Below are 26,919 nucleotides of genomic sequence, written 5' to 3' on the forward strand. Positions count from 1 at the left end.
CGTGCCGGCTCGAGCGTCAGCGGCGCAAGCATCGTTCCGACTCGAAGAGGCGACGATCGAGGATCTGCAGCGCGCCATTCGCGCCGGTGAGATCACCTGCGTCGAGGTCGTGCAGCGCTATCTTGCGCGCGCGCGGGCCTTCAACGGCGTAGCCAGCGTTCTGGTCACCGAGGACGGCAAGCCGATCGAGCCCGCACCGGGCGCCGTGCGCGCGGGCGCGCCGGTGCGCTTTCCGAGCGACACCGTCACGGCTTCCACGCTGTTGCCGGATCTCGATCGTTATCGCGGCCCGCCGCTCGAATTCGGCCGCATGGAGCCTACCGCGTCCGACCCGTCGGTCGCGCAGCAATACGGCATGATCGTCGGCAAGCCGAACGCCGGGCAGCTGAATGCACTGGCGACGCTCAACATTCGCGGCGAGCGTTCGGTGACCTGCCGCGGCGATTACGACCGGCATCCCGACTCGGGGCCGTTGCCGCCGGGCGCGCCGCCCGTGTGCGAGCAATTCCGCCGCCAACCCGATGCGCTCGAGCAGGCGGCCGAGTTTGATCGAACCTACGGGCGCAATCCGCCGCTGGACGAAATGCCGCTCTATGGCGTCGTGGTGTCGCTCAAGGACCCGTTCGATACGCGCGACATGCGCACCACCGGCGGCGGCGATGCGGCTTACGACATCGACTTCCCCGCACGCGACCACGTGCTCGTCGAGCAACTGCGCAAGAAGGGTGCGATCGTCTATGCCAAGGCGGTGAACACCGAGTACAACGGACGCGCCGGCAATCCGGGCGGACGCCATCATCCGCGCAAGGTATTGCCGTCGGTGCTCGGCTATCAGCGCAGCAGCTGGAGCGGCAATCCGTCCAACGTCTACGACACCTCACGCGCGGCTTCGCTCGGGTCGAGCTCGGGCTCGGGTGTGTCGGTCAGCGCCAATCTCGTCATGGTGAGCCTGGGCGAGGAAACGCGCGCGTCGTGCCGGGGTCCCGCCAACCACAGCGCCTGCGCATTGATCCTGCCGCACAAGGCGATGCTGGGGTTCGACGGCGGTGCGATCGGCGCCGACATCTACTGCGACCGCACCGGCATCCTTGCGCGCACGCTGGCCGATTGCGCGAAGGTGCTGGACGCGCTGAAGGACCCGGTCGACGGCTATTACGATGCGCGCGATCCGTACACCACGGTGCCGCGCTCGTCGGTGCTTGCGGAAGGCTACGCGACCCATGCCGTGCCGCTGCCATCGCTCGAGGACATGCGCGTCGGCATCGTGCGCGAGTCCATGCTGAATCCCGGCACGAACGCAGCCGAGCCGATCATCACCGCCGCGGCGCGCGAGATCAAGGACGTGCTCGGCGCTCAGCTGGGCGCGACGCTGGTGGAATCGTCGCATCGGCTGTGGCAGCCCGATCCGGATATCGAGCCGATGGCGGTCGACTTCACGCGCGCGCTTGCACGGCTGGTGCCGGTGTTCATGCCCGACATCCTGTTTCGCCTGACTGCCGCGGGCGAGCCGGTGTTTCCGGAGGTTGCGGCAGCGATCGTGCCGACCGAGTTCGCACCGGGCCGAGTGTTCGGCACCGGTTCGATGCAGCCGATCGACTACTGCGTCGCGCTCGCCGACGGGCTCATCGACCCGCCGGCGAATCTCGACATCGCGACCGTGCAGCAGCAGGAGCTCGCACCGACGTTCCGCTATCACATCAAGCAATACCTCTCGCGGCGCGCCGCCGACTGGAGCGCGCTCGGCTACAGCGAAACACTGGTCGACTGGCCGAACCTCAATGCGCGCTCGAAATTCTGGGGCGACGACGGGCGCGCCGCGTTCCGTAACTGGGAAGAGATCGCCGATCCGCGCAATCCATTGAGCGGCCGCCAGGGCGTGAACGAGCGCATCATGTTGCGCGAGCTGCTGCGGCGCGCGGACATGATGGTCATCCTGGAGAATCGTCTCGATGTGCTGGTGCGGCTGCATACGCCGCTGCCGCCAGCGAAGATCGGCGGACCGGAAGTGCCCGGCCCGATCGGGCAGCTTCGCAACGAATCGCAATACGGTCCCAACGCCGGGCTTACCGAGGTGCTCGTTCCGGCGGGATACGTGAAGGTCGCCTACGACCCGGTATTCGCATTGAGCGCCGACGCGACGCGCTACGTCGGTGTGGCAACGGAGGAGCCCGCCGCGCTGGCGGAGCCGGGTCTGCCGTTCTCGCTGGTGTTTCGTGCCGAGCCGGGCAAGGAAGATAGCGTGCTCAGGATCGCCGCGACCTATGAGCAGGCTTCGCGGCGGCGCGTGCCGCCGCCCGCTTTCGGACCGCTTCCGGTGTCGTAGGCTCGGGACCACCCCGTCCGCGACGTTGTCGCGTCCCGCCCCTCCTCGACGAGGAGGGGCGTTTGTCTTGTTTTCCCCTCCTCTCACGAGGAGGGGTGCCCGCGCCAGCGGGCGGGGTGGTGTGGTTTCGGTCGTATGAGACCCATTCGCCGGCGATCTTGTCGCGACCGGCCCCTCGGAAAACCATACCACCCAGTTCTCGCGCCAGGAAGCGAAGAAATGGGCGCAGGTCGTCAAGGAAAGCGGCGCGCAGGTGAACTGATCCGCGCTCAGGCGAGCGTGGCCGAGATCCAGTCCGCGATGTAGTCGACCGCAATTTGACGATTGTCGGCCTGCACGTGGTAGCGCGTGCCGTCCTCGGGTTTGAGAATTTTCAGGTGCTTTTGCGGCGAGGCGATCGCCTCGTATAGCTTGTAAGCCGAATCGACCGGCACGGTCTTGTCGGTCTCGGCGTGCACGATGAGGAAGGGCATCGTGATGCGTGATGCGACCTGCGCGAGCGAGAACTTCTCCGCCTTGCGGATCGCCTCGTCCATGGTCTCGCAGCCCATGATCCAGCGGAAATGGAAGTTGGACTGCGCGGTGGTGGTCGGGTCCTGCTCGTGGCGGCGCTTGATTTCGCGCTGCCACGCCGCCAAGTCCCAGTGCAAAGCGGCGAAAGCAACGCCGGCGCGGTAGCGCTGCTCGAACGCGGCAACCCGCCCGGCATAGTAGCCGCCGAAGCTGTAACCCATGACTACCACCTTGCCCGGATCCACCTCAACGCGCTTCGAGACGTAATCGTAGGCAGCCGTGCCGGCCACCTCGTAGTCGTGGCGCGCGTAGATGTCGCGCAGCCGCAGCGATTCGCCCTGGCCCGGGCCGTCGATCGCGAGCGTGTTCCAGCCGCGCGCGGCGAATTCGAGCCCGTTGAAGAGGACGCTCATCTCCTTGCAGTTGTCCATGCCGTCGAACACGACGATTGTCGGCCGCGGCCCAGACACCCCTGGCGCTTTCAGAAACAGCGCGGGCAGCGTCTTGCCCTCGAACGGCACTTCGACCTTCTCCATGTTGGGATAGCGGCGCAGGAGCCCCGCATGATGCAACTCGAGCGCTTTGCGCCCGATCTCGCGCTTGAGCGGCCCGGGCGGCACGAAGCGTTCGCCGGTGAAGTAGTACATGCCCGCGCGCAGGTAGTAGTTGCCGGCCGTGTGCTGGCGGCCTTCGGCGGCTGCCTGGTCGGCGACCTTCTCCAGGCGCGCGCCCAGCGCGCACCATTCCTGCTGCCACGCCTCGTGATCGATCTGCTTGTCCATCAGCCGCTGGCAGACCTCGTCGATCTCCCCCAGCGCCACCGATCCGCCGTAAGGCGCCATTGCCTTGGTCATCAGCACTGCGTTCGACCAGAGCACGTTGCCGGGGAAGTGCTCGGTCCAGGTGGATTGGTTTGTCATTGCTTGCTCCGGTCATGCGTCGTTCCCGCGCAAGCGGAAGCCCAGGGAGCCTACGGCTCAGTCCTGGATTCCCGCTTGCGCGGGAATGACGGAGAAATTCAGCGGCGCTATCCGGCGCTTCCCATCGTCGCAACGATGCGCTCCGGCGTGAACGGCAGATCGCGCACGCGCACGCCGAGCGCGTTGGCGAGCGCGTTGCCGATCGCGGCCACGGCCGGGCCCGCCATGCCTTCGCCCACGCCGAGCGAAGTTTCCTCCGGCCGGTCGATGAGCACGGTCTCGACCTGCGGCGCCTCGGCGAAGGTGAGGATCGGATACTCGTCCCAGTTACGGCTGGTGATGCGCGTGCGGTCGAATCGCACTTGCTCCTTGAGCGTCCAGCTGGTCGCCTGCACGATGCCGCCCTCGGCCTGGTTGCGAATGCCGTCGGGATTGACGATGCGGCCGCAATCGAGCGCGGTCCACACGCGCGCCACGCGCACCGTGCGCTCGACCACGACTTCGGCGATACAGGCGACATAGTTGCCGAGTCCCTTGTAGCGGGCATAGCCGATGCCGAGCCCGGTCGACCGGTCGCGATCGGCATGAGAACGGGTGTGCCAGCCCGCGCGCTCGGCGACTGCTTCCAGCACGGCCCGCGCACGCGCATCGTCGAGATGGCGCAAGCGGAACTCGAGCGCATCGACGCCGGCCGCCGCAGCGAGCTCGTCCATGAACGATTCGATGGCGAAGACGTTGATGTAAGCGCCGAGCGCACGCAGCGTCGAGACGCGAACCGGCATCGTGCGCAAGGTATGGTTGACGACGCGGTGGTTCGCAAAGACGTAGCCCGGAACCGCGTTGCGCTGGCTGGCACCGCCGGAAGAAAGCGGCAAATCGATGGTCGGCGGCGGCTCGTGGCCCTGGTCGAAATGCCAGGCGGCGAGCAGCCCCGGGTTGGGATGGCGCCCGGGGCGGCAGACATGGCGGTTGGTGTAGTGATCCTGCTGCCAGCCGACGATCCGGCCGGACGTGTCGACCCCGCCGCGCATGCGCACGAACATGGCGGGACCGAACGGCTCCCAGCCGAACTCGTCCTCGCGCGTCCATTGCAGCCGCACCGGTCTGCCGGGCAGTGCGCGCGCAATGATGACTGCATCGAAAGCGGCATCGTCGGCGCCGTTGTGACCGTAGCAGCCGGCGCCTTCCATGTGCCGCACGACGATGCTCGCGCGATCGATGCCGAGGATTCTGCCGATCTCGTCGCGCAGCGGATACGGTCCCTGACAGTGCGACCACACCTCGAGTGTGCCGTCCGCGTTCCAGCGCGCGACGGCGCAGGAAGGACCGATCGAGGCATGCGCGAGATACGGCCGGCTGTAGTCCGAAGCAAGCTCGCGCACCGGCGACCCGGTCGGCAGCGACGACTCGCTCAATACTTCATCGTCGGTCGGCTGGCTCGAAAGAAAAGCCGGCAGCGCATCGACATCCGGCAGGTCGGCCTGCTCGGTCCAGCGCGCCGACTTCGCCAGCGCCTGGGCGGCCTTGATCGCCTGCTCCTCGCGGCTGGCGACCACGCCGAGAAAACTGCCTTCGCGCACGACCGCTGCCACGCCCGCCAGCGCACGGACCGCTTCGAGATCGACCGCCTGCAGGCGCGCGCGGTAGGAGGGCGGGCGCACCACCCGCGCGTGCAGCATGCCGGGAAGCTCCAGGTCGTGCACGTAGGCGGCGCCGAAGAGCTTGTCCGGGATGTCGACGCGCTTGACTTCGCGTCCGACGATCTTCAGGGCCCCGGCCGCTTTCGGCTGCACATCCCCGATTGCGTCGCGCGCGAGATCGAGGTGCGGCGCGAGCTGCCAGTACGTGACGGTATCGTCGCGTCCGCGCACGCGGATGGTGCCGTCCTCGACCGTGAGGCTTTCCAGCGTCGTGCCGAGCTTGCGCGCGGCCGTCTGCAGCAACAGATCGCGCACTTCGGCGCACGCGTAGCGCAAAGCCGTGCCGCCTTCTTCCACCGAACGACTGCCCGAAGTCGTGCCTTCGTCCGGGCTTCGGGTCGTGTCGACGGCTGGCATGCGCACGCGCTCCAGCGCCACGTCGAGCTCGTCGGCAGCCATCTGCGCCATGGCCGACACGATGCCCTGGCCGATCTCGACCCGGCCGGTCAGCACGCTCACCGTGCCGTCGCCGTGGATGCGCACCCAGCGGTCGAGCCGCGTGTTGGTGGCGAGCGTGAAAGGAAGCTTCTCCATGGTGCGATCGACCTCTCTGCGCCTTGAAAGTCTGGATCGATCATATTGGAGATCGGCGTCGCTCGCCATGCCATTGCAGCCAGTCATCGCATCCTGGCTCCCGGCCCAAGCCGGGCGGCAACAGCTCGACCTTGTTGGCCTGCATTGAAGCCAGGCATCGCATCCTGGCTCCCGGCTCCACCGCAGCCGATGGACCGCATGCTTGTACAATCGAAGCTCGTCATTCTCGCGGCTGGCGGGAAATCCAGGCCCTCGCATCGAATCGCCTGGGTTCCCCTCTTCATGGAAGCAACGCACCGAGTCATTCCCGCTCCGGGCGTGAATGCAGCGAAGCACGGTCATTCCCGCGCAGGCGGGAATCCAGGGTTCGACAGAGGTTCCTGATGTCGCAGCAGTCCACCACCGTGGTGCTCGCCGCGCCGCGCAAGTTCGAAGTGATCGACCGCCCGCTGCCGCAGCCGCGCGAGGGCGAAGCGCTGGTGCGCATCGCCTCGACCGCGGTGTGCCACACCGACCTCGACATGTACACGGGCGGTCCGAAGAACCTGCGCTATCCCATCGTCCTGGGGCACGAATCGACCGGCATCGTAGCCGCGCTCGGCTCGGAGACGCCGGGGCTGCGGCCGGGGCAGCCGGTCATCATCAACCCCGTCATCACCTGCGGTCATTGCGATTGCTGTCAGCGCGGGCACGAACATCTGTGCCGCAACGCGGGCCTTTTCGGGCGTGAGGTCGAGGGCTCGCTCAGCCAGTACGTTCGCATCCCGACGCGCTATCTCTATCCCTTGCCGGAAGCGATGCCACTGGACGAGGCGACGCTGCTGGAGACGCTCGCGACCGTCCGCCACGCCCAGGTGCGGGCGAATCTGCAGGCCGGCGAGTCAGTGATCGTGTTCGGGCAGGGCGCCACAGGTCTCTTGCATACGCGCCTGGCGGTGCTGACGGGCTGCCGCCCGGTGATCGCGGTATCGCGTTCGCGCTGGAAGCTCGACCGCGCCATGGCGATGGGCGCGCATGAAGCCGTCATGGCCAGCGTCGAGGATGCCGCATCCGAAGTGACGCGACTGACCCACGGGCTCGGCGCCGATGTGGTGATCGACACCGCGGGCGGAGCGCAGACGCTCAAGGCCGGCATCGACATGCTGCGCCCCGGCGGGCGCTTCTGCTCGTTTTCGTTGAGCCACGAGCCGATGAGCGGCGTGAGCGCCTTCCCGCTCTACTACAAGGAAGTGAGCATCGTCGGCTCGCGCGCGCTCACCTCCGTCGACATCGAGGCGGTGATCGCGATCGCCGCACAAGGTGTGATCGACGTGAGCGGCTTCATCAGCGCCACCTATCCCTTGCTCCAGGCACCGGCGGCGTTCGAGGAATACGAGCGCAATCCCAACGGGTATCTGCGCATCGTGATCGATTCACGAGCGGGTTGAGGCGCACTTAACCCGTTTCCGAACAACCCGCGTTTATGGCGTTGCCGTCCGCGCGTGCATCCGCACGACGCGCTCGGCATCCATGACAGGAGACGTGTCGCCATGAAACGCGTGATCGCCGTATGGGTCGTTCTCTCGCTGCTGGCCGGATGCGCCCAGCCGCTGGAAGAGAGCTCGGCCGGCAAGGAGTCGGACACCCAACCGAAGGCAGTTCCGCCGCAAGACCAGGCAGCGGCGGCCATGAGCGGTCAGAGCCCGACAGCGACCGGTGGCGAAAATCGGACTCAGGCCGGCCCTGAATCCAGGCCTGCCCCGGAATCCAAGTCCACTCCTGCGCAGCCCGCGCCCGCGCCGATGCCGCTGCCGAAGCGGCGCGCGGAGGAAGGCCGGCGCATGGACTTCGAGCGTCAGCATGCGCCTTCCGCGCCGGCGGCGCTCAGTGCGGCGCCTGCGGTCGGCTCGATGGCGCGCGTGCAGCCGCACCCGTATGCCTACCCGGCCGATCGCGAGCGCTACCAGGCGATCGACGCCAACCCGGTCAAGCGGGTGGCCGAGGCACCGGTTTCCACCTTCAGCATCGACGTCGACACCGGGGCGTACGCCAACATGCGCCGCTTCCTCAACCAGGGGCGTTTGCCGCCCGCGGACGCCGTGCGGGTCGAGGAGCTGGTCAACTACTTCCCGTTCGACTACGGCGAGCCGAGCGGCAACGTGCCGTTCGCGGTGCATACCGAGCTCGCCGCAGCACCGTGGAATCCGAACAACGTGCTGCTTCGCATCGGCATCAAGGGTCAGGACGTGGCGAAGCAAAGCCTGCCGCCGGCGAACCTGGTGTTCCTGGTCGACGTGTCGGGATCGATGGCCTCGGCGGACAAGCTGGCGCTGCTCAAGTCCGCGCTCAAGCTTCTCGTGCGCGAGCTGCGCGCGCAGGACCGGATCACGCTCGTGACCTATGCCGGCCGCACCGCCGTCATCCTGCAGCCGACTTCGGGCAGCGAAACGAGCCGCATCCTGGCCGCGATCGAGGGGCTCAATGCTGGCGGCAGCACTGCGGGCGCGAGCGGCATCGAGCTCGCCTACAGCATGGCGCAGCAAAGCTTCATCCCCAACGGCATCAACCGCATCCTGCTCGCGACCGACGGCGACTTCAACGTCGGCATCACCGACTTCCGCGCCTTGAAGAGCCTGGTTCAGGAGCGGCGCAAGTCGGGCGTCTCGCTCTCGACGCTCGGCTTCGGCACCGGCAACTACAACGAGCAGTTGATGGAGCAGCTGGCCGACGCCGGCGACGGCGCGTACTCGTATATCGACGATCTGATGGAAGGCCACAAGGTGCTGGTGAACGAAATGACCTCCACGCTCGCCACCATCGCCCGCGACGTGAAGATCCAGGTGGAGTTCAATCCCGCGGCCGTGAAGGAATATCGCCTGATCGGCTACGAGAACCGCTTGCTCGATCGCGAGGACTTCAACAACGACAAGGTGGATGCGGGCGACATCGGCGCGGGTCATACTGTAACCGCCCTGTACGAATTGACGCTCGCCGGCGGCGAAGGCTTGATCGACCCGTTGCGCTACGCGCCGCAGCCGGCGGCCAGTGCCCAGACGAGCAGCGAGCTCGCGCACGTGAAGGTGCGCTACAAGGCGCCGCAAGCTCAGACGAGCGAGCTGATCGACGTGACGGTCGCGGCAGGCGAGGCCAGGCCGATTGCGCAAGCAAGCGCGGAAATGCGTTTCGCCGCCGCGGTGGCGGGCTTCGGCCAGGTGCTGCGTGGAGGCCAATACACCGGCCATTGGACGCTGGCCGATGCGCGCGCGCTTGCGGCGGCGAACGTCGGTCCGGACCGCTTCGGCTATCGCGGCGAGTTTCTGCGCCTGATCGATCTGGCGCAGGCGCTGACCACGCGCGCGCCGAAGGTCGAGGAGATCGCCGTCGGACGCTGAAGCGCTTGCATTTCTCCGACGTCGCTCCCGCGGATGCGGAAGCCCAGGAGAAAGTGCTCCCTGGATTCCCGCTTGCGCGGGAATGACGAAGACTACGTCGCTCCCGCGGAGGCAGCTCAGGGAAAAAGTGCCACATCCCGCAGATCGAGAACGTCGAACGCTTCAACGCCGTGCTGCTCGAAGTGCTCGACACGCTATGATAGGCGGGGCTCTCCACCACCTCGGACGCTCGCCTGGCTTCGTCAGGCGCGATGGGGCGGCTCTCGCGATTGCAGGACGCACCGGCATGACGCCCAGCGAAATCGTTCGCCAGCTCGATCAGCACGTCGTCGGCCAGGCCGAGGCGAAGAAGATCCTCGCCGTGGCCGTCTACTGGCACTTCAGGAAGTCCGCGCGCACGGCGCTGCAGTCGGCAGCCCTCATCAAGAGTAACGTCCTGCTGATCGGCTCGACCGGCACCGGCAAGACGCTGCTGTGCGAAACGCTGTCGCGGGTGCTGGACGTTCCGTTCGTGACCGCCGACGCCGGGTCGCTGGCGCAGTCCGAGTACGTGAACCACGAGATCGAGGCGATTCTGCAGCGTCTGCTCGACAAGGCCAGCGGGGATGCGTCGAAGGCCGGGCGCGGCGTCGTCTTCATCGACGAGATCGACAAGCTCAAGAGCGTTCCGGGCCATGCGCGCGCGGCATCCGGCGAAAGCGTGCAACACGCGCTGCTCAAGATCATGGAGGGCGCCCCGGTGCGGCTGCGCGAGGGTCGCTACGTCGATACCACGCAGGTGCTGTTCATCTGCGGTGGCGCGTTCGTCGGGCTCGACGACATCCTGCGCGACACCCAGGCGTACGGCTTCATCTCGCTCTCGGGCACGGACAATCCGGCGGTGCTGACGAAGCTCAATATGCAGGTCAAGCCGACGGACCTGCGTGCCTATGGTCTCATTCCCGAGTTCGCCGGCCGGCTCCCGATCGTCGCGCGCCTGCAGGATCTCAACCGCGACATGCTGGTGCGGATCATGCTCGAGCCGCGCGATTCGATCTACAACCAGTACCGAGACATCCTGCGAGAAGACGGTGTGGATCTCGCCATCGATCCGGTGGTGTTCGAGCAGATCGCCGATCTCGCGCTCGAGTACAAGGCAGGCGCGCGCAGCCTGCGCGGCATCTTCGAGTCGCTCATGACCGACGTGCTGTACGTGCTCGCGGATGACCCTGGCATCCGGCGCGTATCGATCACCTCGATGTTCGACGAGCCGCGGTATAGCCGCGACGGCGGGTGAGCAATCCGTCATTCCCGCGCACGCGGGAATCCAGGAAAAGTGATCGATTTCGAATTCTCGTTTTCACGGGAACGACGGCGCTCTGGATTCCCGTTTTCACGGGAACGACGGCGGAGACGGATACCGCGCTGCGCGCAAATGAACGTCTCAGCGGTGTGCGAGAAAATGTGCGAGCGCCGCGATGTCCGCGTCGGATACCTGGTACATCGCTTCGTTCATGCTCGTATCGGTGCCGGTGCGCTTGTTGTCGCGATACGACTGCAGAGCAAGCACGAGGTAGTCTTCGCCCTGGCTGGCTATCCGGGGCACATGCTTCTGTCCGCTGTAGTCGTCGAGGTGACAGCCGTTGCATCCGCGCGACTTCGCCACGTCTTCGCCGCGGGCCCGCAACGCGCCGTTGGTCGAGGATTTCCGCCCCGGAAGACTCTGCCGGGCAAAGTAGGCGGCGACGTCTTCGAGATCGCGGTCTGCATAGCCTTTGAGCATCCCCGCCATCTGCGGCACGTCGCGCAGCCCTTCGCGCAGATAGAACATCTGCAGCACGAGGAATTCGTGATGCTGGCCGGCGAGCAGCGGCACGCCGGCTTGTGCGGGCTTTTCGGCCGAGCCATGACAGGCGAGGCAAGCGGCGGCCTTAGCCGCTCCGCGCGCCGGATCGGCGCTCTTCTGCGCGGCCGACGGGCCGCACGCCAGCGCCATGCCGAGCAGGAATAAGGCGTGGCGGGCAGTGCTCGTCCGCCACGCTCGAACGCGAAACAAGTTATCGAGCTTTCCAAAAATGCCTGACACGCTCGATCGAGCTCCAAACACCTCCCAACCGGAGAGGGGGGCTTTGCTCGTTAACGCGAATAGCTGACGCGATAAATGGCGCCCACCTGCTCGTCGGCGACCAGGATCGAGCCGTCGGGCATCTGCAGTACGTCCACCGGACGGCCCCAGAACTCGTTCTTCTGCTTGTCGAGGAACCCGGTCATGAAGGGCATCACCTTGGCGTTCTTCCCGTCGGCGCCGACGCGCACGTTGACTACGTCGTAACCGAACTTCTCGGTGCGGTTCCACGAGCCGCGCCGTGCGACGAAGATGGATTCGCGAAAATCCGCCGGGAACATGGCGCCGGTGTAGAAGCGCATGCCGAGCGCGGCCGCATGCGCGCCCAGGGTCGTGACCGGCAAGACGACGTTGTTGCAGGCGTTCGGCACCTTGATGTCCGGATCCGGCTGCCCATTGGCGTGGCAATACGGGAAGCCGAAATGCGCCCCGACCAGCTTCGCCGGCACGCGGTTCAGCTCTTCCTCGAAGACATCTTCGCCGGCCCAGTCGCGACCGTTGTCCGTGAACCACAGCTCGCCGGTCTTGGGATGGAAGTCGAAGCCGACGCTGTTGCGCACGCCGCGCGCCACGATCTCCATGCCGGAACCGTCGAGGTTGTAGCGGCGAATCTGGCCGTGGATGCCCGGATTGATCTCGCACAAGTTGCACGGCGAGCCGACCGGGATGTAGATCTTCTTGTCGGGACCGAAGGCAAGAAACTTCCAGTTGTGATGGACCTCCGGCGGCAGCTTGAAGGCATCGGTCAGATCCACCGGGGTCGGTACGTTGCCCTTGGCCAATTCCTCCTCGATTTTGTCGTAGCGCATCACCTTGTTGATCGCCGCGACATAGAGCGAGCCGTTGTGGAACAGCACGCCATTGGGCTGAACGAGTTTTTCCGCGATGACGCGCGACGTGCGCTTGCCGTCCTGGTCCATGGTGGCGTACACGCGCCCGATCGTGCGCGAGCCCTGGAATACCGTGCCCTTGTCGCCCCGGGCCATCATGCGTGCACCCGGATTGCCGTGCGCCCACACCTCGACCTCGAAGCCGGGCGGTACCCGGATGCTCTTGAGCGGGATCTCCTCCGGGGGCGTGACCGTCATCTTGCCGGGATGGCCGGTGAGAGACGGGTTCTTCATCCGTTCCGGATGGTAGCCGCCCATCGATGTGCGGCGATCGACTTCTTTCTGGCTCGGCGGTGTCTGCGCCGAGGCGGCGAGCGCGAATCCCAGGCTCGACAGTGCAACGACCGGTATGACGAGAGCAAGGCAAGAACGCGACTTTGCGGTTGACATGGCCCACCTCCTGTTGGTGTTGCAGCGGGCGAAAATCATACACCAGGCCGTACGGAGCTGTCCGGGTGATGCTGAACCGGGTGGCGGATGGGGTCGATCGAGCCGGGCGTGCTAGAGTACGTTGCCTAAGCAGCATTCGACGGTACGACGGTACAGGAGGAGAACCGTGAAACGACACGCCCGCATCGCCGCGCTCGTGCTTTCCGCGGCATTTCCCGCCGCATTTCCCACGCAGGCAGCGGACATCAAGCTTCCCCCGACCATCACCCTGACCGCGTACGATACCGGCTCGTCCGGCTTCAACATGGCGGTTGCCATCGGCAAGGCCATCAAGGACAAGCAAGGCAGTGACGTGCGCGTGCTGCCGGCCGGCAACGACGTCGCGCGCCTGCAACCGCTCAAGGGCGGGCGGGCGCAGGCCTCCGCCATGGGCATCGGCTCCTACTTCGCCCAGGAAGGCGTGTTCGAGTTCGCGGTGAAGGAATGGGGGCCGCAGCCGCTCAGGCTGATGCTCGCCTCCAGCGCGTGCAACGCGATCTCGCTCGGCGTGGCGAAGGACACGGGCGTAAAGGAGATCAAGGATCTCAAGGGCAAGCGCGTCGGCATGGTGGTGGGCGCACCGTCGCTCAACCAGAACGCCTTTGCCGTGCTGGCCTTCGGCGGGCTCACGCGCAACGACGTGAAGCTGGTGGAGTTCTCGAGCTACGGCGCGGCGTGGAAGGGGATGGTCAACAACGAGGTCGATGCCGCGATCGCATCGACCATCTCGGGCCAGGCCAAGGAAGTCGAAGCCTCGCCTCGGGGCCTCGTTTACCCGCCCACGCCCGCGGCGGACAAGGCGGGCTGGGACCGCCTGCACAAGTTCGGACCCTACTATGCGCCGCACAAGGCAACCTGCGGGGTCGGCGCAAGCCCGCAATCGCCGATCGAGCTGCCGAACTATCCGTATCCGATCTTCGTCGCGTATGCGAACCAGTCGGCCGACTTCGTCCATGGCTTCACCAAGGCGATGATCGTCGACTATGCCGCCTACAAGGACGGGGCGCCCGGCGCCGACGGCTTCGAGCTCTCGCGCCAGAACTTCGCCTGGGTGCTGCCGCTGCATCCCGGGGCCGTGCGCGCCGTGAAGGAGGCGGGCGCGTGGAAAGCCGAGTACGAGTCGCACCAGCAGATGCTGGTCAAGCGCCAGGACGTTCTCGGCTCGGCATGGGCAGCCTATCTCAAGACCAATCCGCCCGAGGACCGCGACGCCTTCCGCAAGGGCTGGATGGCTGCCCGGGCGCAGGCGCTGAAGAAAGCGGGCATGGACGCGATCTTCGAATAGCGATCCACGCAGGCTGCCGATGGCCGACAGTCCAGGCGCAGCGCCCGCGTTCGACGATCCCCACGCCGCGCCGGTCGAGGCCGAGACGCGGCGCATCCGTTCGCTTCGCGGCGTGTGGCGCTGGCTGCTGATCGGCGCTGCGGCGTTCACGATCTTCCTTTGCATCAACCAGCAATTCGTCCTGCGCTTCTTCGTCGGCTTTACCCCGCTCAATACCGAGTACTACTACGCGCTCGTGCTGGTGATGCTGCCGTTCGTGTTCGTGGTCTTCCCCGGCAGCCCGCGCGCATCGCTGACGCGCGTGCCCTGGTACGACACGGTGCTGTTCGTGCTCACGATCGCGGTCAGCGTGCTGCTCATGCTCAACATCCGCAAGGCGGCCGAGCTGGGCTGGGAATTCGGCGGCGCGCCCGAGACGGTCATCTGGGCCGGTTACGTCCTGTGGGCGCTGCTCTTGGAGGGACTGCGGCGCACCGGAGGCTGGGGGCTGCTCCTGTCGGTCGCCCCCTTCACGTTCTATCCGCTGTTCGCCGACGCCGGTTGGCTCGGGCCGCTCAAGGGCACGCAATCGACGCCCGAGCAGGCCAGCGCCTACCACATGCTGTCGGTGGAAAGCCTGCTCGGAATTCCCATCCAGGCGTTCGCCGAAACGGTGATCGGCTTTCTTGTGTTCGGCACGGCGCTGATGATGACCGGGGCAGGGCGCTTCTTCATCAACGTCGCGTTCGCATTGTGCGGCACGTTTCGCGGCGGCGCGGCGAAGGTCTGCATCTTCTCGAGCGCGCTGCTCGGCATGATGTCGGGGTCGGTGGTCAGCAACGTCCTCACCGCGGGCACGATGACCATCCCGGTCATGAAGCGCACCGGATTCCGCTCGAGCTACGCGGCCGCCATCGAAGCATGCGCCTCCACCGGTGCGGTGCTCGCACCCCCGGTCATGGGCGCAACCGCATTCGTCATGGCGCAGTTTCTCAACATCAGTTACGCGCAGGTGGCGCTCGCCGCGACTATTCCGGCCGCGCTCTATTACTTCGGGCTCTTCATGCAGGTGGATGCCTATGCGGCGCGGCACGGCTTGCAGGGGCTGCCGCGCGAGGAATTGCCGAGCCTGTGGGCGTCGATCAAGGACGGCTGGTACTACGCCTTCGTGATCGTGCTGCTGATTTTCATGCTGCTGGTGATGAAGCGCGAGAGCCACGCGCCGTTCTACGCCACGGCGCTGTTGCTGGTGTTGAATCAGCTGTTCAATCGCGAACGTTGGGGGTGGCGAGCGCTCGTGGCCTTCCTCGAAGTCAACGGCAGGACCTTCGTCGAGCTGGTCGGGATCCTGGCCGGGTGCGGCCTTCTGATCGGCGCGTTTTCGCTCACCGGCGTCATCTCCAGTCTCGCCAACGACATGTTGACCATCGCTGGCAACAACGCATTGCTGCTGCTCGCGATGACCGCGGTGACGAGCCTGGTGCTCGGGCTCGGCCTGACCACGACCGCGTGCTACATCTTCCTCGCCATCCTGATCGGTCCGGCACTGGAGCAGGCGGGACTCAACAAGATGGCCGTGCACATGTTCGTGTTCTACTGGGGGATGCTTTCCGCGATCACCCCGCCGGTGGCGATCGCGTCGTTCGCCGCCGCGGGCATCGCCAATTCGCCGCCGATGCAGACCGGATGGGAGTCGATGCGCATCGGCTCGATCATCTACTTCATTCCATTTTTCTTCGTGCTCAATCCCGCGTTCGTGCTGCAGGGGCCGTGGTGGGAATCGCTGCTGGTCACGCTCACGGCAGGCATCGGCGTGATCTTCATCTGCGGCGGACTGCAGGGTTACCAGCTCGGCGTGGGCAACATGCAGGCGACCGGACGGGCGCAGATGCCGCTACGCGCCCTGCTCATGATCGGCGGCCTCATCCTCGCGGCGCCGGGTGGCGGCATCATGCCTTTCGGGCATACCGAGATGCTGGCCGCGGCGCTGGTGTTGCTCGTGCCTGGCATGCTGATCGCACGCTGGCTCGTGCGCCGCTCGCGCCACCAAGTGCTGCCCGCGTCCGGCAGCCTTGCTGCCGCAGCGGTGGAAATTCCGAAGAGCGACGTGCTGCCTGGATTCCCGCCGCCGCGGGAATGACTAGGCGGCACGCGCGTGCGCCAACCACACCACCCCGGCGCTCCGCGCCACCCCTCCTCCTGAGAGGAGGGGAAACCAACGCACTCCCCTCCTCGTCGAGGAGCAACGAGAAGTAGGCGGTACGAGTGCGTCAACCACACCGCCGTGGCGCTGCGCGCCACCCCTCCTTGTGAGAGGCGGGGAGATCCAGTTCTTCCCCTCCTCGTCGAGGAGGGGCTGGACGCGACGAGGTCGCGGACGGGGTGGTCCAGCGCGCATCGCCGGCGGCAAATGAAACGGGGGTCCGAAGACCCCCGTCGCTCGAGTATCCGCAAGGCGCGGAGCACAGTGCCCTAGTTGGCCTTCGCGCCGCTCGCCTTGACGACCTTGCTCCATTTCTCCAGGTCGCCGACGAGGTAGGACTTGAATTGCTGTGGCGTGCTGCCGATCGGGGTCGAACCCATGTTGATGAGCGTTTTCTGCATTTCGGGGGTGTGCATGATCTTGATCAGCTCGGCGTGCAAGCGTTGGACCAATGCAGGCGGCATGTTCTTGGGCCCCATCACGCCGTACCAGCCTTCGACCTCGAAGCCCGGTAATCCCTGCTCGGCGATGGTCGGGATATCGGGCAGGCCCGGCGCCCGCTTGGCCGAGGTAATGCCGAGCGCACGCAGCTTGCCGGTGGCAGCCATGCGCGCCCCGGCCGCCAGGCCCATGAAGTTGAAGTGGTACTCCTGCCCCAGCAGCGCGGCCAGCGCCGGGCCGGTGCCCTTGTAGGGAATGTGGACCGCCTGCACGCCGGTCATCAGCTTGAACAGCTCGCCGGACAAATGACCGCCGCTGCCGATGCCGGCCGATCCGAAGTTGAGCGAGCCCTTATAGCTTTTGGCCCAGGTCAGGAACTCCTTGAAGTCCTTCGCCGGCGTGGCCGGATGCACGACCAGCAGCAGTGCGGCCGCGGTGAGCTGCGTGATCGGCGTGAAATCGTCGATCGGGTGGTACGGCAGCTTGGGTAGCAGCGCTGCGTTGATGATGTGCTGGTGGTAAGGCAGGAACAGTGTATGGCCGTCGGGCGCCGCGTTGGTCGTCAGCTCGGCAGCCAATACGCCGGAAGCACTGGCGCGATTGTCGACGATGAACTGCTGTTTCAGATTGCGCGTGAGCCGGTCACTGAAGAGCCGCGCCAGGATGTCGGTCGTGCCGCCTGGAGCCGCGGGGGTGATGAAGCGCACCGGCCGCGTGGGATAGTTGGAAACATCCTTCTTGCCCTGCGCAAGCACGGGCGAAGCGGAGAAAACGGCGCCGGCGAACGCAACAGCCGCGCGGAGCCGCCAAGAGCATGCGTTGAGTTTCATTCCTTCATCCATCATCCGTAGTCGAGTTCCGAAGAATACTGGGAGCAGGTAGTGCGGGCAAATACGGAGTACCGGACGTGCATGCCCTCTAATCCTGACCGTACGGAAACGGGGTCGGTCGTTCAGCCCCGGTCACCGTCGAGAGCTCGTGCGGCTGGCTGCTCGCGGGCTGCTGACACGTAAGCCCCAATGCCAGGTAGAGCAGCGTCCAAAGTAAGCGAGGCGTAAGCGAAGGGGGTTAAAAAGAACGTCACGCAGCAGGCGTTGCTGTGACGGACGCCCCTATCGCTTCCCGGAGGTCTCCCGATGACGCGGCAGCCCGAGATCGATGCATTGCGCGGCTTGATGCTGGTGCTCATGTGCGTGAGCCATCTGCCGACGCGCTTCGCCGAATGGCTCGGGCAGCCGTTCGGCTTCGTTTCCGCCGCCGAAGGCTTCGTATTCCTGTCCGCTTATCTCGTCGGAGTGGTGTATTCCGGTCGCGCACGGAGATTCGGGCAGGCCGAAATGCGCAAGGCGCTGTGGCGGCGTGCCGCAGTGGTCTACCGCTCTCATGTGGCCATGCTGGCCTTTCTCTTCACCATCATCGCCTGGATCGGGATTCGGTCCGAGCGCCAGGCGATCACCAACTTGATCTCCTTCTATCTGCAGGAGCCGTGGACCGCGCTCTGGACCAGCGCTGCATTGATCTATACGCCGCCGTTGCTCGACATCCTGCCCATGTACGTGCTCTTCATGGCGGCCTCGCCGCTGGTCCTTCCGCTGGCGATGCGTCCCGGTGGAAAGGCCGTGGTGATCGCGTTGAGCGCCTCGCTGTGGATTGCTGCCCAGTTCGGATTGAACGACGTCGCGTACGCTGCGGTGGCGAAATCGATCCACCATCGAGTGCCTCTGGACCAGAATGGCGCCTTCGACCTGTGGGCCTGGCAGTTCGTATGGACGTTGGGCCTCTGCCTCGGTGCGAGACGAGCGCTTGCGACGGGCCGGTCACCTTGGGTGTCTGCGCGCTTCGCCGCCCGGATTGCGGCGGTCGCGCTATTCGTGGCCCTCGGGTGCATGCTGTGGCGTCACGCCGTGGGGCAGGCGCCTTTCCCCGGCGTGCCGCAGCTCGACGTCCTGTTCGACAAGTGGCACCTGGGCCCGCTGCGGATGCTGAACTTCTTCGCGCTGGCGGTCGTGCTGATGCACTTTGGCCCGCGGCTTGCTCCGCTGGCGCGTGCGCCCGGCCTGCAACTTCTGGGCAGGCAATCGCTGCCGGCGTTCTGTGCGCACCTGGTCGTCGTGCTAATAGCCCTCAGCGTGATTGGCGACAACGCCGATCAGCTGTCCATCTGGACCGAGCTCGGTCTGGTAGGCGGCACGCTGTTCATCGTCGGTTTCGTCGCCTGGGTAGCGTCGGAGAACGGGCGCAAGGGCCGATCGCCACAGGGCATAGCCCTTGGCGTTCAGATGCAGGCCGTCGGGGGCGAAAAGCTCTCCGCGCGGTAGCCCGTCGCTGCCCAGCATCGCACCGAATACGTCCACGTAAGCCAGTCGCGGCCGGCCACGAACGTAGGATTCGATCAATCGGTTCGTGATGCGCGCCTGCTGCAGCAGCGCTTGCCGGGCAGGGCTCGGCTTGATCGAAATGAATGCCAGCCGGGCGGCGGGCAGGCGCTGCTGAATGCGCTCGGCGAACGCCGCGAATCGCCGCAGCACTTCGCGCGGCGAGGTGCCTTCGGCAAGGTCGTTATCGCCCGCATAGAGCAATACCAGGCGCGGCCGGTACTTGACGACCAATTGATCGAGGTGCTCGATGCAATCGGATAGACGGGCGCCGCCGAAGCCACGCTTCAGCACCACGGTACTGCCGAATTGACCTTCGAGGCCCTGCCATAACCGTACCGAGGAACTGCCGACGAATATGACAGCGCCCGGGCGCGGCGGCTTCAACCGGTCCATCGCCGCGAAATCGCGCATGGCGTTTGCCCAGCGACTGGGCGCAGTGGCGCCGGCCGCGCGCTCGTCGGCACACGCAGCCGCCGTCCATAGCAGGAGTATCGCGAGACCGCAGCGAAGCATGGGCGACAAAGGAACGCTACACGGGATCAAGTCCCGTCTCGTGCAACACTTCGCGAGCGGCATGCGAGCGCATGAAATCGACGAACGCCCGATTGCCTGCGTGCTGCGTCGAGCCGGTGAACACGGTCGCGCCATATACGATGGTCTGCCGAAGCTCGGCCGGCAGCGGACCGATGATCGTGATGCCCGCAACCGGCAGCAGCTCGGCGGGCTGCTGCACGCCGATATCGGCCTCACCGCGCACCAGCACCGGACCGACCATCTCGCCGGGGCGCGGTTTGACGAGCTTCGCTGCGACGGCGTCAGCGATTCCGAGCCGTTCGCAAGCCTGGAGGAAGTGAATACCGCTCGCGCCACGGCTGTAACAGACCGCCTTCGCCGCGAGCAGCGCTTCCTTCAGCTTCTGCGGCGAGCTGATGTCCGGCTTGGTTGTACCTTCCTTTACCGCGACTGCGGCGCTGGAATGCGCGAATGCGGTGCGACTGCTGCCGACGAGACGGCCTTCGTCGATGAGCGGTCCGGAAAATTCCTCGGGGCCGACGAAAATGTCCGCAGGTATGCCACCACTGATCTTCTTGGCGAGCTCCGGTCCTGCCCCATAGGTGATGTCGACCGTGTAACCGTTCTCGCGCTCGAACACCGGCACGAGCTCGATCAGGGCCTCTTTGCACGACATCGTGCATATGACCACGAGTGTTCCTTGCTGCCCCTTGGCTGAGTCGCTCATGTGGATTCCCGATCGCTGGTAAAGACGCGCATCTTCGCCTTCAATGGCGCGGAGGCGCAAGTACGCAAATTATGCCACCTACGCGCCTTGCGCATGCACCTCCGACGAGCGGAGAAATAGGCTCCGATACAGGTTGTCGAAGATATGAACGCCGAGCTGCAGGCCTTGCTCGATGTAGTATCGGCGATCGGGATCGTCCCAGCGTGGCTCGATCACCGCGAAGAACTCTTCGGCATGGCGCTCGTCGATCTCGGCGTGCAGTTTGTAGTGAATCAGGATTTCTGCACTCAGCCAGCCGCGCTGCACGACGCCGCTGCCGATGGAAGCGGAGATACGTGCGAACGACCGCTCGATCACTCCCATGCACGCGATGCCCACCTCGAGCTCGTCCAGCACATCATGCCCAAGGCCACCACGACCAGCAGCGCCGACACAATGTACTGGATGCTTACCAACGTCACCTTCTTCAGCAGTCGACTGCCCAGCCAAGCTCCGAGGAATGCCGCGAATGCGGCTAAAGCAAGCAAGATATATTCCGAACGTGACCGAGTGCTCGCGAACGTCTGCCAGTAGACGCTCAGCCGGACAATGTCGATAACAAATGCCACGGCGGCCCCCGTGGCGATGTAGGCCTCCTTGGTCAGGCCCGCTTTGATCAAGGGCAGACCGCAAAGCGCCCTGCATGCCCGACAAGCCACCGAAGAAGCCGCTCAGTAGTCCGCCGACGGGTAGAAAGTTCGCGGGGAAGGCCAAATCGCGAAGCCGTGGTGCGACCTCGAGCAGGGAGAAGACGAGAAGCAGTGCGCCGACGATAAACTTCAACGGCGTCGCGACGAATGTTCGATCCAACATCGTATAGCTCGCCAATGGGGCGGCTTCGGCCGCCACGAGCAGCAACTGCGCACCGAAATAGGCAGCTACGATCGCAGGCAGTCCGAAACGAATCGCAATGCCAAAATCGATATGACGCCGCACGAGTACGAGCTTGAATCCCCCATTCAGAAAATGCACGATCGCCGTGAGCGCAATCGCCTTCTCGACCGGAAAGAAGAGAACGAACGCAGGGAGCAGCAACGTGCCCAGCCCAAAGCCCGAGAAGAAGGTCAGCATCGAAGCCAGCAGCGCGGTTGCGCACACGACGGCGAATACCATTGCGTAGCTCCTTCGACATCAGAACGATGGTGGCGGTGCGTGGCCGGTCACTGCAGTACGTGCTCAAGCCCCCAGCCGGTGACTGCGCTCAGTATGACAACCAGCCAAGGCGGCGTCTTCCAGAAGACAAGCAGCGCGAAGGCCACCAGCCCAAAAGCAAAATCGGGAGGCGAGTGGATCGCACTGGTCCACACTGGGTGATACAACGCGGCGAGCAGGAGCCCAACGACGGCCGCATTGACGCCCACCAGCGCTGAGCGCACGGTGCGGAAACGACGCAGATCGTCCCAGAAGGGGAGCACGCCGATAGTCAGCAAAAGCGCTGGGAGGAAGATGGCGGCGGTGCACAGTGCGGCCCCTGCCCACCCACTCGGTTCGGGCCCCATGATCGCCCCAAGATAGGCCGCAAACGTAAAGAGCGGCCCCGGCACGGCCTGGGCAGCACCATACCCAGCGAGGAAGGCGTCGTTTGACACCCAGCCCGTCGGCACGACCTCCGACTGCAGCAACGGCAGGACTACGTGGCCTCCGCCGAACACCAGCGACCCCGATCGGTAGAAGCTGTCGAACAAGGCGAGCGACTGGCTCGGGTAGACGGCCGCGAATATCGGCAGCCCGATCAACAGTGCGAAGAACAAGGCAAGACTAACGGCGCCAGCTGTCTTACCGAGCGATATGCGCATGGCGACATGGCTGTCGTCCACCTTGGCACCCAGCCATAAAACGCCGACGAGCGCCCCGACTAGAATGGCGCCGACTTGCCCCCATGTGGTCGGAGAAAGCATTGCGATGATGGAGGCCCCCACTGCGAGGGTGAATCGCTGAGCATCCGGTGTGAGATTACGCGCCATACCCCATACCGCCTGCGCCACGATCGCGACCGCGACGACTTTGAGTCCGTGCAGCCAGCCGGCATCGGAGTCCTTCGCGAAGGACTCGACGCCGAACGCGAAAAGGATCAAGGCAAGCGCGGACGGAAGCGTAAAACCGATCCACGCCGCCAGTGCTCCGGGCAGCCCGGCGCGTGAAAGCCCGATGCCGATGCCGACCTTGCTGCTCGCGGGCCCAGGAGTGAACTGGCACAGCGCCACCAGGTCTGCGTAGACGCGTTCCTCTAGCCACTTGCGGCGCGCGACGAACTCCTCGCGGAAGTAACCGAGATGCGCAATGGGGCCGCCGAACGACGTGCAGCCTAGCATGAGAAAGACCTTGAACACTTCGAACGCTGATCCGGTTCCCGAGCTCGATTGCGATGGTGCTTCAGACACGTTCATTGCCCTCCCTTGTGACCGTAGCCAGCAACCGACTTACAATCCCCCGTAGGGACGGCCTAACTATGCCGTCCGATGCTTCGCGACAAGTCGACCAGTAAATGCTGCCATCTCGCCGAGTGCCGTTATCGTTGGGCATTATCGTAAACCGATATCAATGAAAAGCGCAATCATCCGCGACGTAATGCTGTCCTTCGTTCGTGTGCACATCCTTCATCATGCGGCGAAGGAAGCGGTCTACGGCCTGGCGATGATCGAGGAACTGCGTCGACACGGCTACGATCTCAGTCCGGGCACGCTCTACCCGATTCTCCACGGCATGGAGCAGTCGGGTCTGCTCAAGTGCGAACACGAAGTCGTGTCGGGCAAGGTGCGCAAGTACTACACGGCCACCGCCAAAGGGCGCCGCACGCTGGAGGAACTGCAGGGAAAGATCAAGGAGCTCTTCGGGGAACTATTCGAAGAGTAATGGAGACGTGGAGCGCCGCAGAATCGCTCGTCGCAGCCGCCTGCATTTGCGAATCCTGCGATTTCCGGGCGGCTCAATGGTATCGAGGATCGGTCCCGCAAACACGGATACCAGGGCTTCAAGTCAGCGACTGCCCTCGGCCGGGTGCACACATCGAGCAAGGCGACCGTAAAGCAGTCCTCCCGCGATCCGCCCGATGAATTTGTGGTGCATACGAGTGCCTCGTCCGTTTGAGAGGCCGTCGGGTTCGCTCTTGAACGGCTCCGGCAGGTCCTTCTTCAGCGCCGCGGGGAAAACCGGAGGAAGATTGCCGTCGGGGGTCCGCAGTTCGATGCCGCCAACCCGGCGGTCGGCCATACCGTAGACGAAGATTTTCTTGTTCTTTGCGATTTGGGTGACTGCCTCCCGGATCGAGCCCTTCGTCTGAGCGATGAAGGCGAGGGAGTACAGAAGCGAGGATTTCGTCCCTTTCGAAACGTCATCGGCGATGCCATCGAGAACCGCATTGTCATGGGCGTGCGGCGAGAACGTCACTTCAGCGCGGATGCCAGCGATCCCAAGTCTGATCCACTTACTTGCGCTCGTCGTCACCCCGAAATCGCGCGCGCGGTCGTGCTGCATATAACTCTCGAAGGCCGCCCGAAAGACCTTTACCGGGCCTGGCCCACGCAAGATGACCGCGTTGTTGTTTTGCACGAAAAAGCCACGCCAAGTATAGTTCGTGGATCCGCAGACCACGGCTTTGCATTTCTTGCCATCTACGACGATGGTCTTGTTGTGCTGGAGATTGCTCATGTGGTGGCGCTTCACCTGAGCGCCTGCCTTCTTCAAACGACGCTCGGCGACTGACTCACCAGAGTCCGGGTCGCCGTGTTCCTTGCTGTCGTCGATGATGATCCGCAGCCGTCTGCCAAGCTTCGACAGGCGTGTGTATACCTCGCGTTCGCTCAGATCGTAGGCAACAACCTCGACTTCCGCGCTTTTGTCCGCAATTGCCTCGTCGAGCACTTCGAGAATGGCGTCGCGCGCCTCGAATCCCATCCATGCGAGGGCGCTCTCTGCTTTAGGGTGCGACGGAGAGAAGTCCAATCCCTTCTTTGCCGATACCGGGATCAAGGTGTTCATTCCCCGCCCCCTTCGCACGTACTTGTCGACGAAGGTTGCGACGAGACAAATCCTCGGGTGAAGGTCACGTTGAGCTTGCCGGGGTAAGTCTCTCGCCGGAGCTCGATGGGCACCGTCTGGGCCTCGCCATAACTAAGGATCTCTTCTTCATCCATGAATACCGGCGTGACCCGGTAGATAAAGTCCCGGTCGAGCTCGGCGTTCCTGGGGAAGTGCACCCAGCGGAACTTCTGGATGGGAGAGAGCCGTGTCGTCAATCTGTTGGGATTCACCTCGCGATCGCGGCCGGGAAAGCAGATGCGATTCTTCAGCGCGTAGAACTTGTCGCCACCCGGCTCTTTGTACTCGATGGCGAAGCCCACGAAATCTCGCGGAGGCTTCCCCTTCTTCCAGTTCATCGCAAGAAGCTCTATGCGGCCGAAGTGGCCAAGTGGACGAAGGTGATACGAGAGGCGGGAATTAAACGTTGATCCTGCAGGAATGCCGCAGTGCGGCGTCGGCCTACCGTCTCCACCGCGGTTTGCGCTTTCGTGGTAGGTGCGGCCGGCATTTCTCGGTCGTTCCTGAATAGCTAGGCGTCCGGGTCGGTCGAAGTGGGTTTGCGCTGGCGCGCGACGAACGCGGCCAGCCGTTCGTTCGCAGCGCGCGCGTGGAATGTTGCGCTGAAGGCATCGATGCTCGCCTGGATGCCGACGGCCGGTGCCGTTTCGAGCCAGGTTTCGATCAGTCGCTTCTGGGAGCGGATCGCGGCCGGATCGGCGCGCAGAATATCCTCGGCCCAGAGTTGCAGCATCGCGTCGAGCTCGTTTGCCGGTGCAAGCCCCTGCAGGTAACCGATGCGATACGCTTCTTGCGCGTCGACGAGATGGCCGCGATAGAGCAGCTCGCGGGTCTTGCCCCAGCCGATGAGCGTCGGCAGCAGGCGCGCTTCGATCACCGACGGCAATCCGACCTGCACTTCGGGCATGCCGTAGCGGCTGTCTTCGGCGCCGATGCGCAGATCGCAGGCTGCAGCAAGCTCCATCCCGCCGCCGAGGCAGTAGCCTTCGATGCGAGCGATGCACGGCACCGGCAACGTGCGCAAGCCGTGACAGGCCTGGTGCAGCAAGGTGATGAACTCGCGCGCGCTATCGGCATCGAAGCGCGCCATCTCCGCGATGTCGACGCCGCCCTGGAAGGAGCCGCCGTGCGGGCCGGAAAGCACCACCAGGCGCAGACTCGCGTCCTGGCGCAACGCTTCCAGCTCGCGCACCAAGGTGCGCACCAGCGCGCTCCCCATCACGTTGACCGACTTGTCGCCGTTGAGCGTGAGCGTCGCGATGCCGCCGTCGTGACGAACGTCGATCGGCGCGCCTCGACTCATGCCCGCGTTCGCTCGAAGTGCGTCGCCTTCACCGCGATTGCGCGCCTGAGGGACGGCTCAGGCGAGCGCCGGTTCCACCACGGTGGGCGCCTCGGCCTTGAGCGTCGTGCGGCGCATGTCGCGCGGTTCATCGGCGGGAAAGGGCCGGGCGCGGTGCATCGTCTGGCGGTTGTCCCACATCACCAGGTCGTGCACCTGCCATTGGTGCGAGTAGACGAACTCGCGCTGGGTGGCATGCTCGGTGAGATCGCGCAGCAGCAAGCGCGCTTCGGGCAGCTGCCAGCCGACGATCTTGCCGGCATGCGAGGAGAGATAGATCGATTTGCGGCCGGTTCGAGGCAGCGTGCGCACCAGGCGCTGCCGCACCGGCTTGAAGCGTTCGCGCTCTTCCGGCGTGAATTCGGTGAAGCCGATCGATTCGCGCGAGTAGAGCTGCGAATGCTCGCACACAAGGTCTTCGATCAGCACCTTGATCTCGGCGTCGAGCGCTTCATAAGCCGCGCCCATGTGCGCGAACTCGGTGTTGCCGCCCTTGGACGGAATGCTCAGCGCGCGCAGCAGCGAGTATTTGGCGGGAATCGTCTTGAACGACGAATCGGAATGCCATAGCCGGTTGCCGATCGCGAACAGGCGCCGCCGGTCATTCGCGCCGAACGGTTGATGATTGCCGTCCAGGTTCGACACGTCGGCGAACGTGGTCGGCAGGCGGAAATCGGCCGCGTTGCGCAGGCTCGAGCCGCGCGCATCCTCCATGTCGCCGAGCGAGCGGGTGAAGGCGAGATGTTGCTCGTTGGTGAGCGCCTGGCCGCGAAATACGAGCACGGCATGGCGGTCCATGCCCTCGTGGATCGCCTCGGCCTGTTGTTGTGTGAGTGCCGTGCGCAGGTCGATGCCTTCGACGTCGGCGCCGATGCAGGGCGTGAGGCTGCGAAAACGAAGCGTCATGCCGTCCTCCTGTGGCGGAATGCGACATGCTACACCGGCTTGAGAAAAAAGGGGCCAGGCTCGAATTGGCGGTGGCCTGCTGACTTTATGCTGTCCGAGGAATTCGAGCCTCGGCCCCTTTTTTGTTGGTCGTCTACTGTGCGAACAGCGCCGGGCGCCCCGACAGGCGCAGCTTGCCGAGCAGGCCGTTCATGATGCGGTCGAACAGCGAGTCCTCCGGTGGCTCGTCCATCTTGACCGCCTGGCCGGCGAGAAAGCGCCGGCCGATCTCGGCGCGGCTGCAC

Annotated in this window: 21 protein-coding genes and 1 pseudogene; 8 read left to right on the forward strand and 14 right to left on the reverse strand. The window is 65.0% G+C overall.

The window, feature by feature from the left end; genetic code table 11:
* Position 1 precedes the first annotated feature (1 nt).
* Positions 2 to 2,323 (forward strand): amidase, encoded by a 2,322-nt coding sequence (locus GEV05_14770; protein ID MPZ44634.1) that lies wholly within the window; start codon positions 2 to 4, stop codon positions 2,321 to 2,323.
* Positions 2,324 to 2,592: 269 nt separating this feature from the next.
* Here the strand turns inward: GEV05_14770 and GEV05_14775 are convergent, their stop codons facing one another.
* Positions 2,593 to 3,756 (reverse strand): alpha/beta fold hydrolase, encoded by a 1,164-nt coding sequence (locus GEV05_14775; protein ID MPZ44635.1) that lies wholly within the window; start codon positions 3,754 to 3,756, stop codon positions 2,593 to 2,595.
* Between the two features lie 107 nt (positions 3,757 to 3,863).
* Positions 3,864 to 6,332, reverse strand: a complete 2,469-nt coding sequence (locus GEV05_14780; GenBank protein ID MPZ44636.1) for a molybdopterin-dependent oxidoreductase — start codon at positions 6,330 to 6,332, stop codon at positions 3,864 to 3,866.
* A gap of 41 nt (positions 6,333 to 6,373) precedes the next feature.
* Here GEV05_14780 and GEV05_14785 point away from each other — a divergent pair, with 41 nt between their 5' ends.
* From GEV05_14785 to GEV05_14795, 3 genes are all read left to right on the forward strand, one after another.
* Positions 6,374 to 7,417 (forward strand): alcohol dehydrogenase catalytic domain-containing protein, encoded by a 1,044-nt coding sequence (locus tag GEV05_14785; GenBank protein ID MPZ44637.1) that lies wholly within the window; start codon positions 6,374 to 6,376, stop codon positions 7,415 to 7,417.
* A gap of 102 nt (positions 7,418 to 7,519) precedes the next feature.
* Complete coding sequence (locus GEV05_14790; protein MPZ44638.1) at positions 7,520 to 9,361, forward strand: DUF3520 domain-containing protein; 1,842 nt, start codon at positions 7,520 to 7,522, stop codon at positions 9,359 to 9,361.
* Between the two features lie 196 nt (positions 9,362 to 9,557).
* The gene (locus GEV05_14795) at positions 9,558 to 10,637 is read left to right on the forward strand and encodes an AAA domain-containing protein (protein ID MPZ44639.1); all 1,080 of its coding nucleotides are present in this window, start codon (positions 9,558 to 9,560) and stop codon (positions 10,635 to 10,637) included.
* A 147-nt stretch (positions 10,638 to 10,784) separates the two neighbouring features.
* Here the strand turns inward: GEV05_14795 and GEV05_14800 are convergent, their stop codons facing one another.
* Together GEV05_14800 and GEV05_14805 are read right to left on the reverse strand one after the other, a co-directional pair.
* Entirely contained in the window at positions 10,785 to 11,396 is a 612-nt protein-coding gene (locus GEV05_14800) for a c-type cytochrome (GenBank protein ID MPZ44640.1), read from the reverse strand.
* Between the two features lie 80 nt (positions 11,397 to 11,476).
* On the reverse strand, positions 11,477 to 12,613 hold the full coding sequence (locus tag GEV05_14805) for a sorbosone dehydrogenase family protein (protein ID MPZ44641.1): 1,137 nt from the start codon (positions 12,611 to 12,613) through the stop codon (positions 11,477 to 11,479).
* 298 nt (positions 12,614 to 12,911) lie between these two features.
* On the opposite strand from GEV05_14805, the gene GEV05_14810 reads away from it, so the two are divergent.
* On the forward strand, positions 12,912 to 14,069 hold the full coding sequence (locus GEV05_14810; GenBank protein MPZ44642.1) for a TAXI family TRAP transporter solute-binding subunit: 1,158 nt from the start codon (positions 12,912 to 12,914) through the stop codon (positions 14,067 to 14,069).
* Positions 14,070 to 14,088: 19 nt separating this feature from the next.
* Entirely contained in the window at positions 14,089 to 16,188 is a 2,100-nt protein-coding gene (locus tag GEV05_14815) for a TRAP transporter fused permease subunit (GenBank protein MPZ44643.1), read from the forward strand.
* A gap of 332 nt (positions 16,189 to 16,520) precedes the next feature.
* On the opposite strand, the gene GEV05_14820 is transcribed toward GEV05_14815, so the two are convergent.
* Positions 16,521 to 17,537, reverse strand: coding sequence for a tripartite tricarboxylate transporter substrate binding protein (locus tag GEV05_14820; GenBank protein ID MPZ44644.1), 1,017 nt, complete (start codon positions 17,535 to 17,537; stop codon positions 16,521 to 16,523).
* Positions 17,538 to 17,828: 291 nt separating this feature from the next.
* Here GEV05_14820 and GEV05_14825 point away from each other — a divergent pair, with 291 nt between their 5' ends.
* Positions 17,829 to 19,010 (forward strand): OpgC domain-containing protein, encoded by a 1,182-nt coding sequence (locus tag GEV05_14825; GenBank protein MPZ44645.1) that lies wholly within the window; start codon positions 17,829 to 17,831, stop codon positions 19,008 to 19,010.
* Here the strand turns inward: GEV05_14825 and GEV05_14830 are convergent.
* The 5 genes and pseudogenes from GEV05_14830 to chrA all read right to left on the reverse strand — a co-directional run bounded on the left by GEV05_14830 (position 18,807) and on the right by chrA (position 22,736).
* Entirely contained in the window at positions 18,807 to 19,718 is a 912-nt protein-coding gene (locus GEV05_14830; protein ID MPZ44646.1) for a GDSL family lipase, read from the reverse strand. The two genes, GEV05_14825 and GEV05_14830, sit on opposite strands and share 204 nt — an antisense overlap.
* The gene (gene modA, locus GEV05_14835; GenBank protein MPZ44647.1) at positions 19,600 to 20,310 is read right to left on the reverse strand and encodes a molybdate ABC transporter substrate-binding protein; all 711 of its coding nucleotides are present in this window, start codon (positions 20,308 to 20,310) and stop codon (positions 19,600 to 19,602) included. Before modA ends, GEV05_14830 begins: the two co-directional genes overlap by 119 nt.
* Positions 20,311 to 20,388: 78 nt before the next feature.
* Positions 20,389 to 20,688, reverse strand: a complete 300-nt coding sequence (locus GEV05_14840) for a hypothetical protein (protein MPZ44648.1) — start codon at positions 20,686 to 20,688, stop codon at positions 20,389 to 20,391.
* Positions 20,664 to 21,462 (reverse strand): annotated as a pseudogene (locus tag GEV05_14845) (TSUP family transporter). Before GEV05_14845 ends, GEV05_14840 begins: the two are co-directional and overlap by 25 nt.
* A gap of 47 nt (positions 21,463 to 21,509) precedes the next feature.
* Positions 21,510 to 22,736 (reverse strand): chromate efflux transporter, encoded by a 1,227-nt coding sequence (gene chrA / locus GEV05_14850; GenBank protein MPZ44649.1) that lies wholly within the window; start codon positions 22,734 to 22,736, stop codon positions 21,510 to 21,512.
* A 154-nt stretch (positions 22,737 to 22,890) separates the two neighbouring features.
* Here chrA and GEV05_14855 point away from each other — a divergent pair, with 154 nt between their 5' ends.
* On the forward strand, positions 22,891 to 23,202 hold the full coding sequence (locus GEV05_14855) for a PadR family transcriptional regulator (protein MPZ44650.1): 312 nt from the start codon (positions 22,891 to 22,893) through the stop codon (positions 23,200 to 23,202).
* 123 nt (positions 23,203 to 23,325) lie between these two features.
* Here the strand turns inward: GEV05_14855 and GEV05_14860 are convergent, their stop codons facing one another.
* From GEV05_14860 to GEV05_14875, 4 genes are all read right to left on the reverse strand, one after another.
* Complete coding sequence (locus GEV05_14860; GenBank protein MPZ44651.1) at positions 23,326 to 24,327, reverse strand: hypothetical protein; 1,002 nt, start codon at positions 24,325 to 24,327, stop codon at positions 23,326 to 23,328.
* Positions 24,324 to 24,689: a hypothetical protein gene (locus GEV05_14865; protein ID MPZ44652.1), complete on the reverse strand. Its 366-nt coding sequence runs from the start codon at positions 24,687 to 24,689 to the stop codon at positions 24,324 to 24,326. Before GEV05_14865 ends, GEV05_14860 begins: the two co-directional genes overlap by 4 nt.
* Before the next feature lie 209 nt (positions 24,690 to 24,898).
* A complete protein-coding gene (locus tag GEV05_14870) occupies positions 24,899 to 25,690 on the reverse strand; it encodes an enoyl-CoA hydratase (GenBank protein MPZ44653.1) in 792 nt (263 codons plus the stop codon).
* Positions 25,691 to 25,747: 57 nt separating this feature from the next.
* Positions 25,748 to 26,635 carry a TauD/TfdA family dioxygenase gene (locus tag GEV05_14875; GenBank protein ID MPZ44654.1) on the reverse strand — a complete coding sequence of 296 codons (888 nt, stop codon included), beginning with the start codon at positions 26,633 to 26,635 and terminating at the stop codon, positions 25,748 to 25,750.
* Positions 26,636 to 26,919 lie beyond the last annotated feature (284 nt).

It is taken from the genome of Betaproteobacteria bacterium (genome assembly GCA_009377585.1).
GTDB lineage: Bacteria > Pseudomonadota > Gammaproteobacteria > Burkholderiales > WYBJ01 > WYBJ01.

What these genes read in the sequence shown, in the direction of transcription:
- GEV05_14775 (MPZ44635.1), bottom strand. Translation starts at nt 3,756, where the DNA reads ATGACAAACCAATCCACCTGGACCGAGCACTTCCCCGGCAACGTGCTC.
- GEV05_14780 (MPZ44636.1), bottom strand. Translation starts at nt 6,332, where the DNA reads ATGACCGTGCTTCGCTGCATTCACGCCCGGAGCGGGAATGACTCGGTG.
- GEV05_14785 (MPZ44637.1), top strand. Translation starts at nt 6,374, where the DNA reads ATGTCGCAGCAGTCCACCACCGTGGTGCTCGCCGCGCCGCGCAAGTTC.
- GEV05_14790 (MPZ44638.1), top strand. Translation starts at nt 7,520, where the DNA reads ATGAAACGCGTGATCGCCGTATGGGTCGTTCTCTCGCTGCTGGCCGGA.
- GEV05_14795 (MPZ44639.1), top strand. Translation starts at nt 9,558, where the DNA reads ATGATAGGCGGGGCTCTCCACCACCTCGGACGCTCGCCTGGCTTCGTC.
- GEV05_14805 (MPZ44641.1), bottom strand. Translation starts at nt 12,613, where the DNA reads ATGGGCGGCTACCATCCGGAACGGATGAAGAACCCGTCTCTCACCGGC.
- GEV05_14815 (MPZ44643.1), top strand. Translation starts at nt 14,089, where the DNA reads ATGGCCGACAGTCCAGGCGCAGCGCCCGCGTTCGACGATCCCCACGCC.
- GEV05_14820 (MPZ44644.1), bottom strand. Translation starts at nt 17,537, where the DNA reads ATGATGGATGAAGGAATGAAACTCAACGCATGCTCTTGGCGGCTCCGC.
- GEV05_14825 (MPZ44645.1), top strand. Translation starts at nt 17,829, where the DNA reads ATGACGCGGCAGCCCGAGATCGATGCATTGCGCGGCTTGATGCTGGTG.
- GEV05_14830 (MPZ44646.1), bottom strand. Translation starts at nt 19,718, where the DNA reads ATGGCGCGACCGTGTTCACCGGCTCGACGCAGCACGCAGGCAATCGGG.
- modA (MPZ44647.1), bottom strand. Translation starts at nt 20,310, where the DNA reads ATGAGCGACTCAGCCAAGGGGCAGCAAGGAACACTCGTGGTCATATGC.
- chrA (MPZ44649.1), bottom strand. Translation starts at nt 22,736, where the DNA reads ATGAACGTGTCTGAAGCACCATCGCAATCGAGCTCGGGAACCGGATCA.
- GEV05_14855 (MPZ44650.1), top strand. Translation starts at nt 22,891, where the DNA reads ATGAAAAGCGCAATCATCCGCGACGTAATGCTGTCCTTCGTTCGTGTG.
- GEV05_14860 (MPZ44651.1), bottom strand. Translation starts at nt 24,327, where the DNA reads ATGAACACCTTGATCCCGGTATCGGCAAAGAAGGGATTGGACTTCTCT.
- GEV05_14870 (MPZ44653.1), bottom strand. Translation starts at nt 25,690, where the DNA reads ATGAGTCGAGGCGCGCCGATCGACGTTCGTCACGACGGCGGCATCGCG.
- GEV05_14875 (MPZ44654.1), bottom strand. Translation starts at nt 26,635, where the DNA reads ATGACGCTTCGTTTTCGCAGCCTCACGCCCTGCATCGGCGCCGACGTC.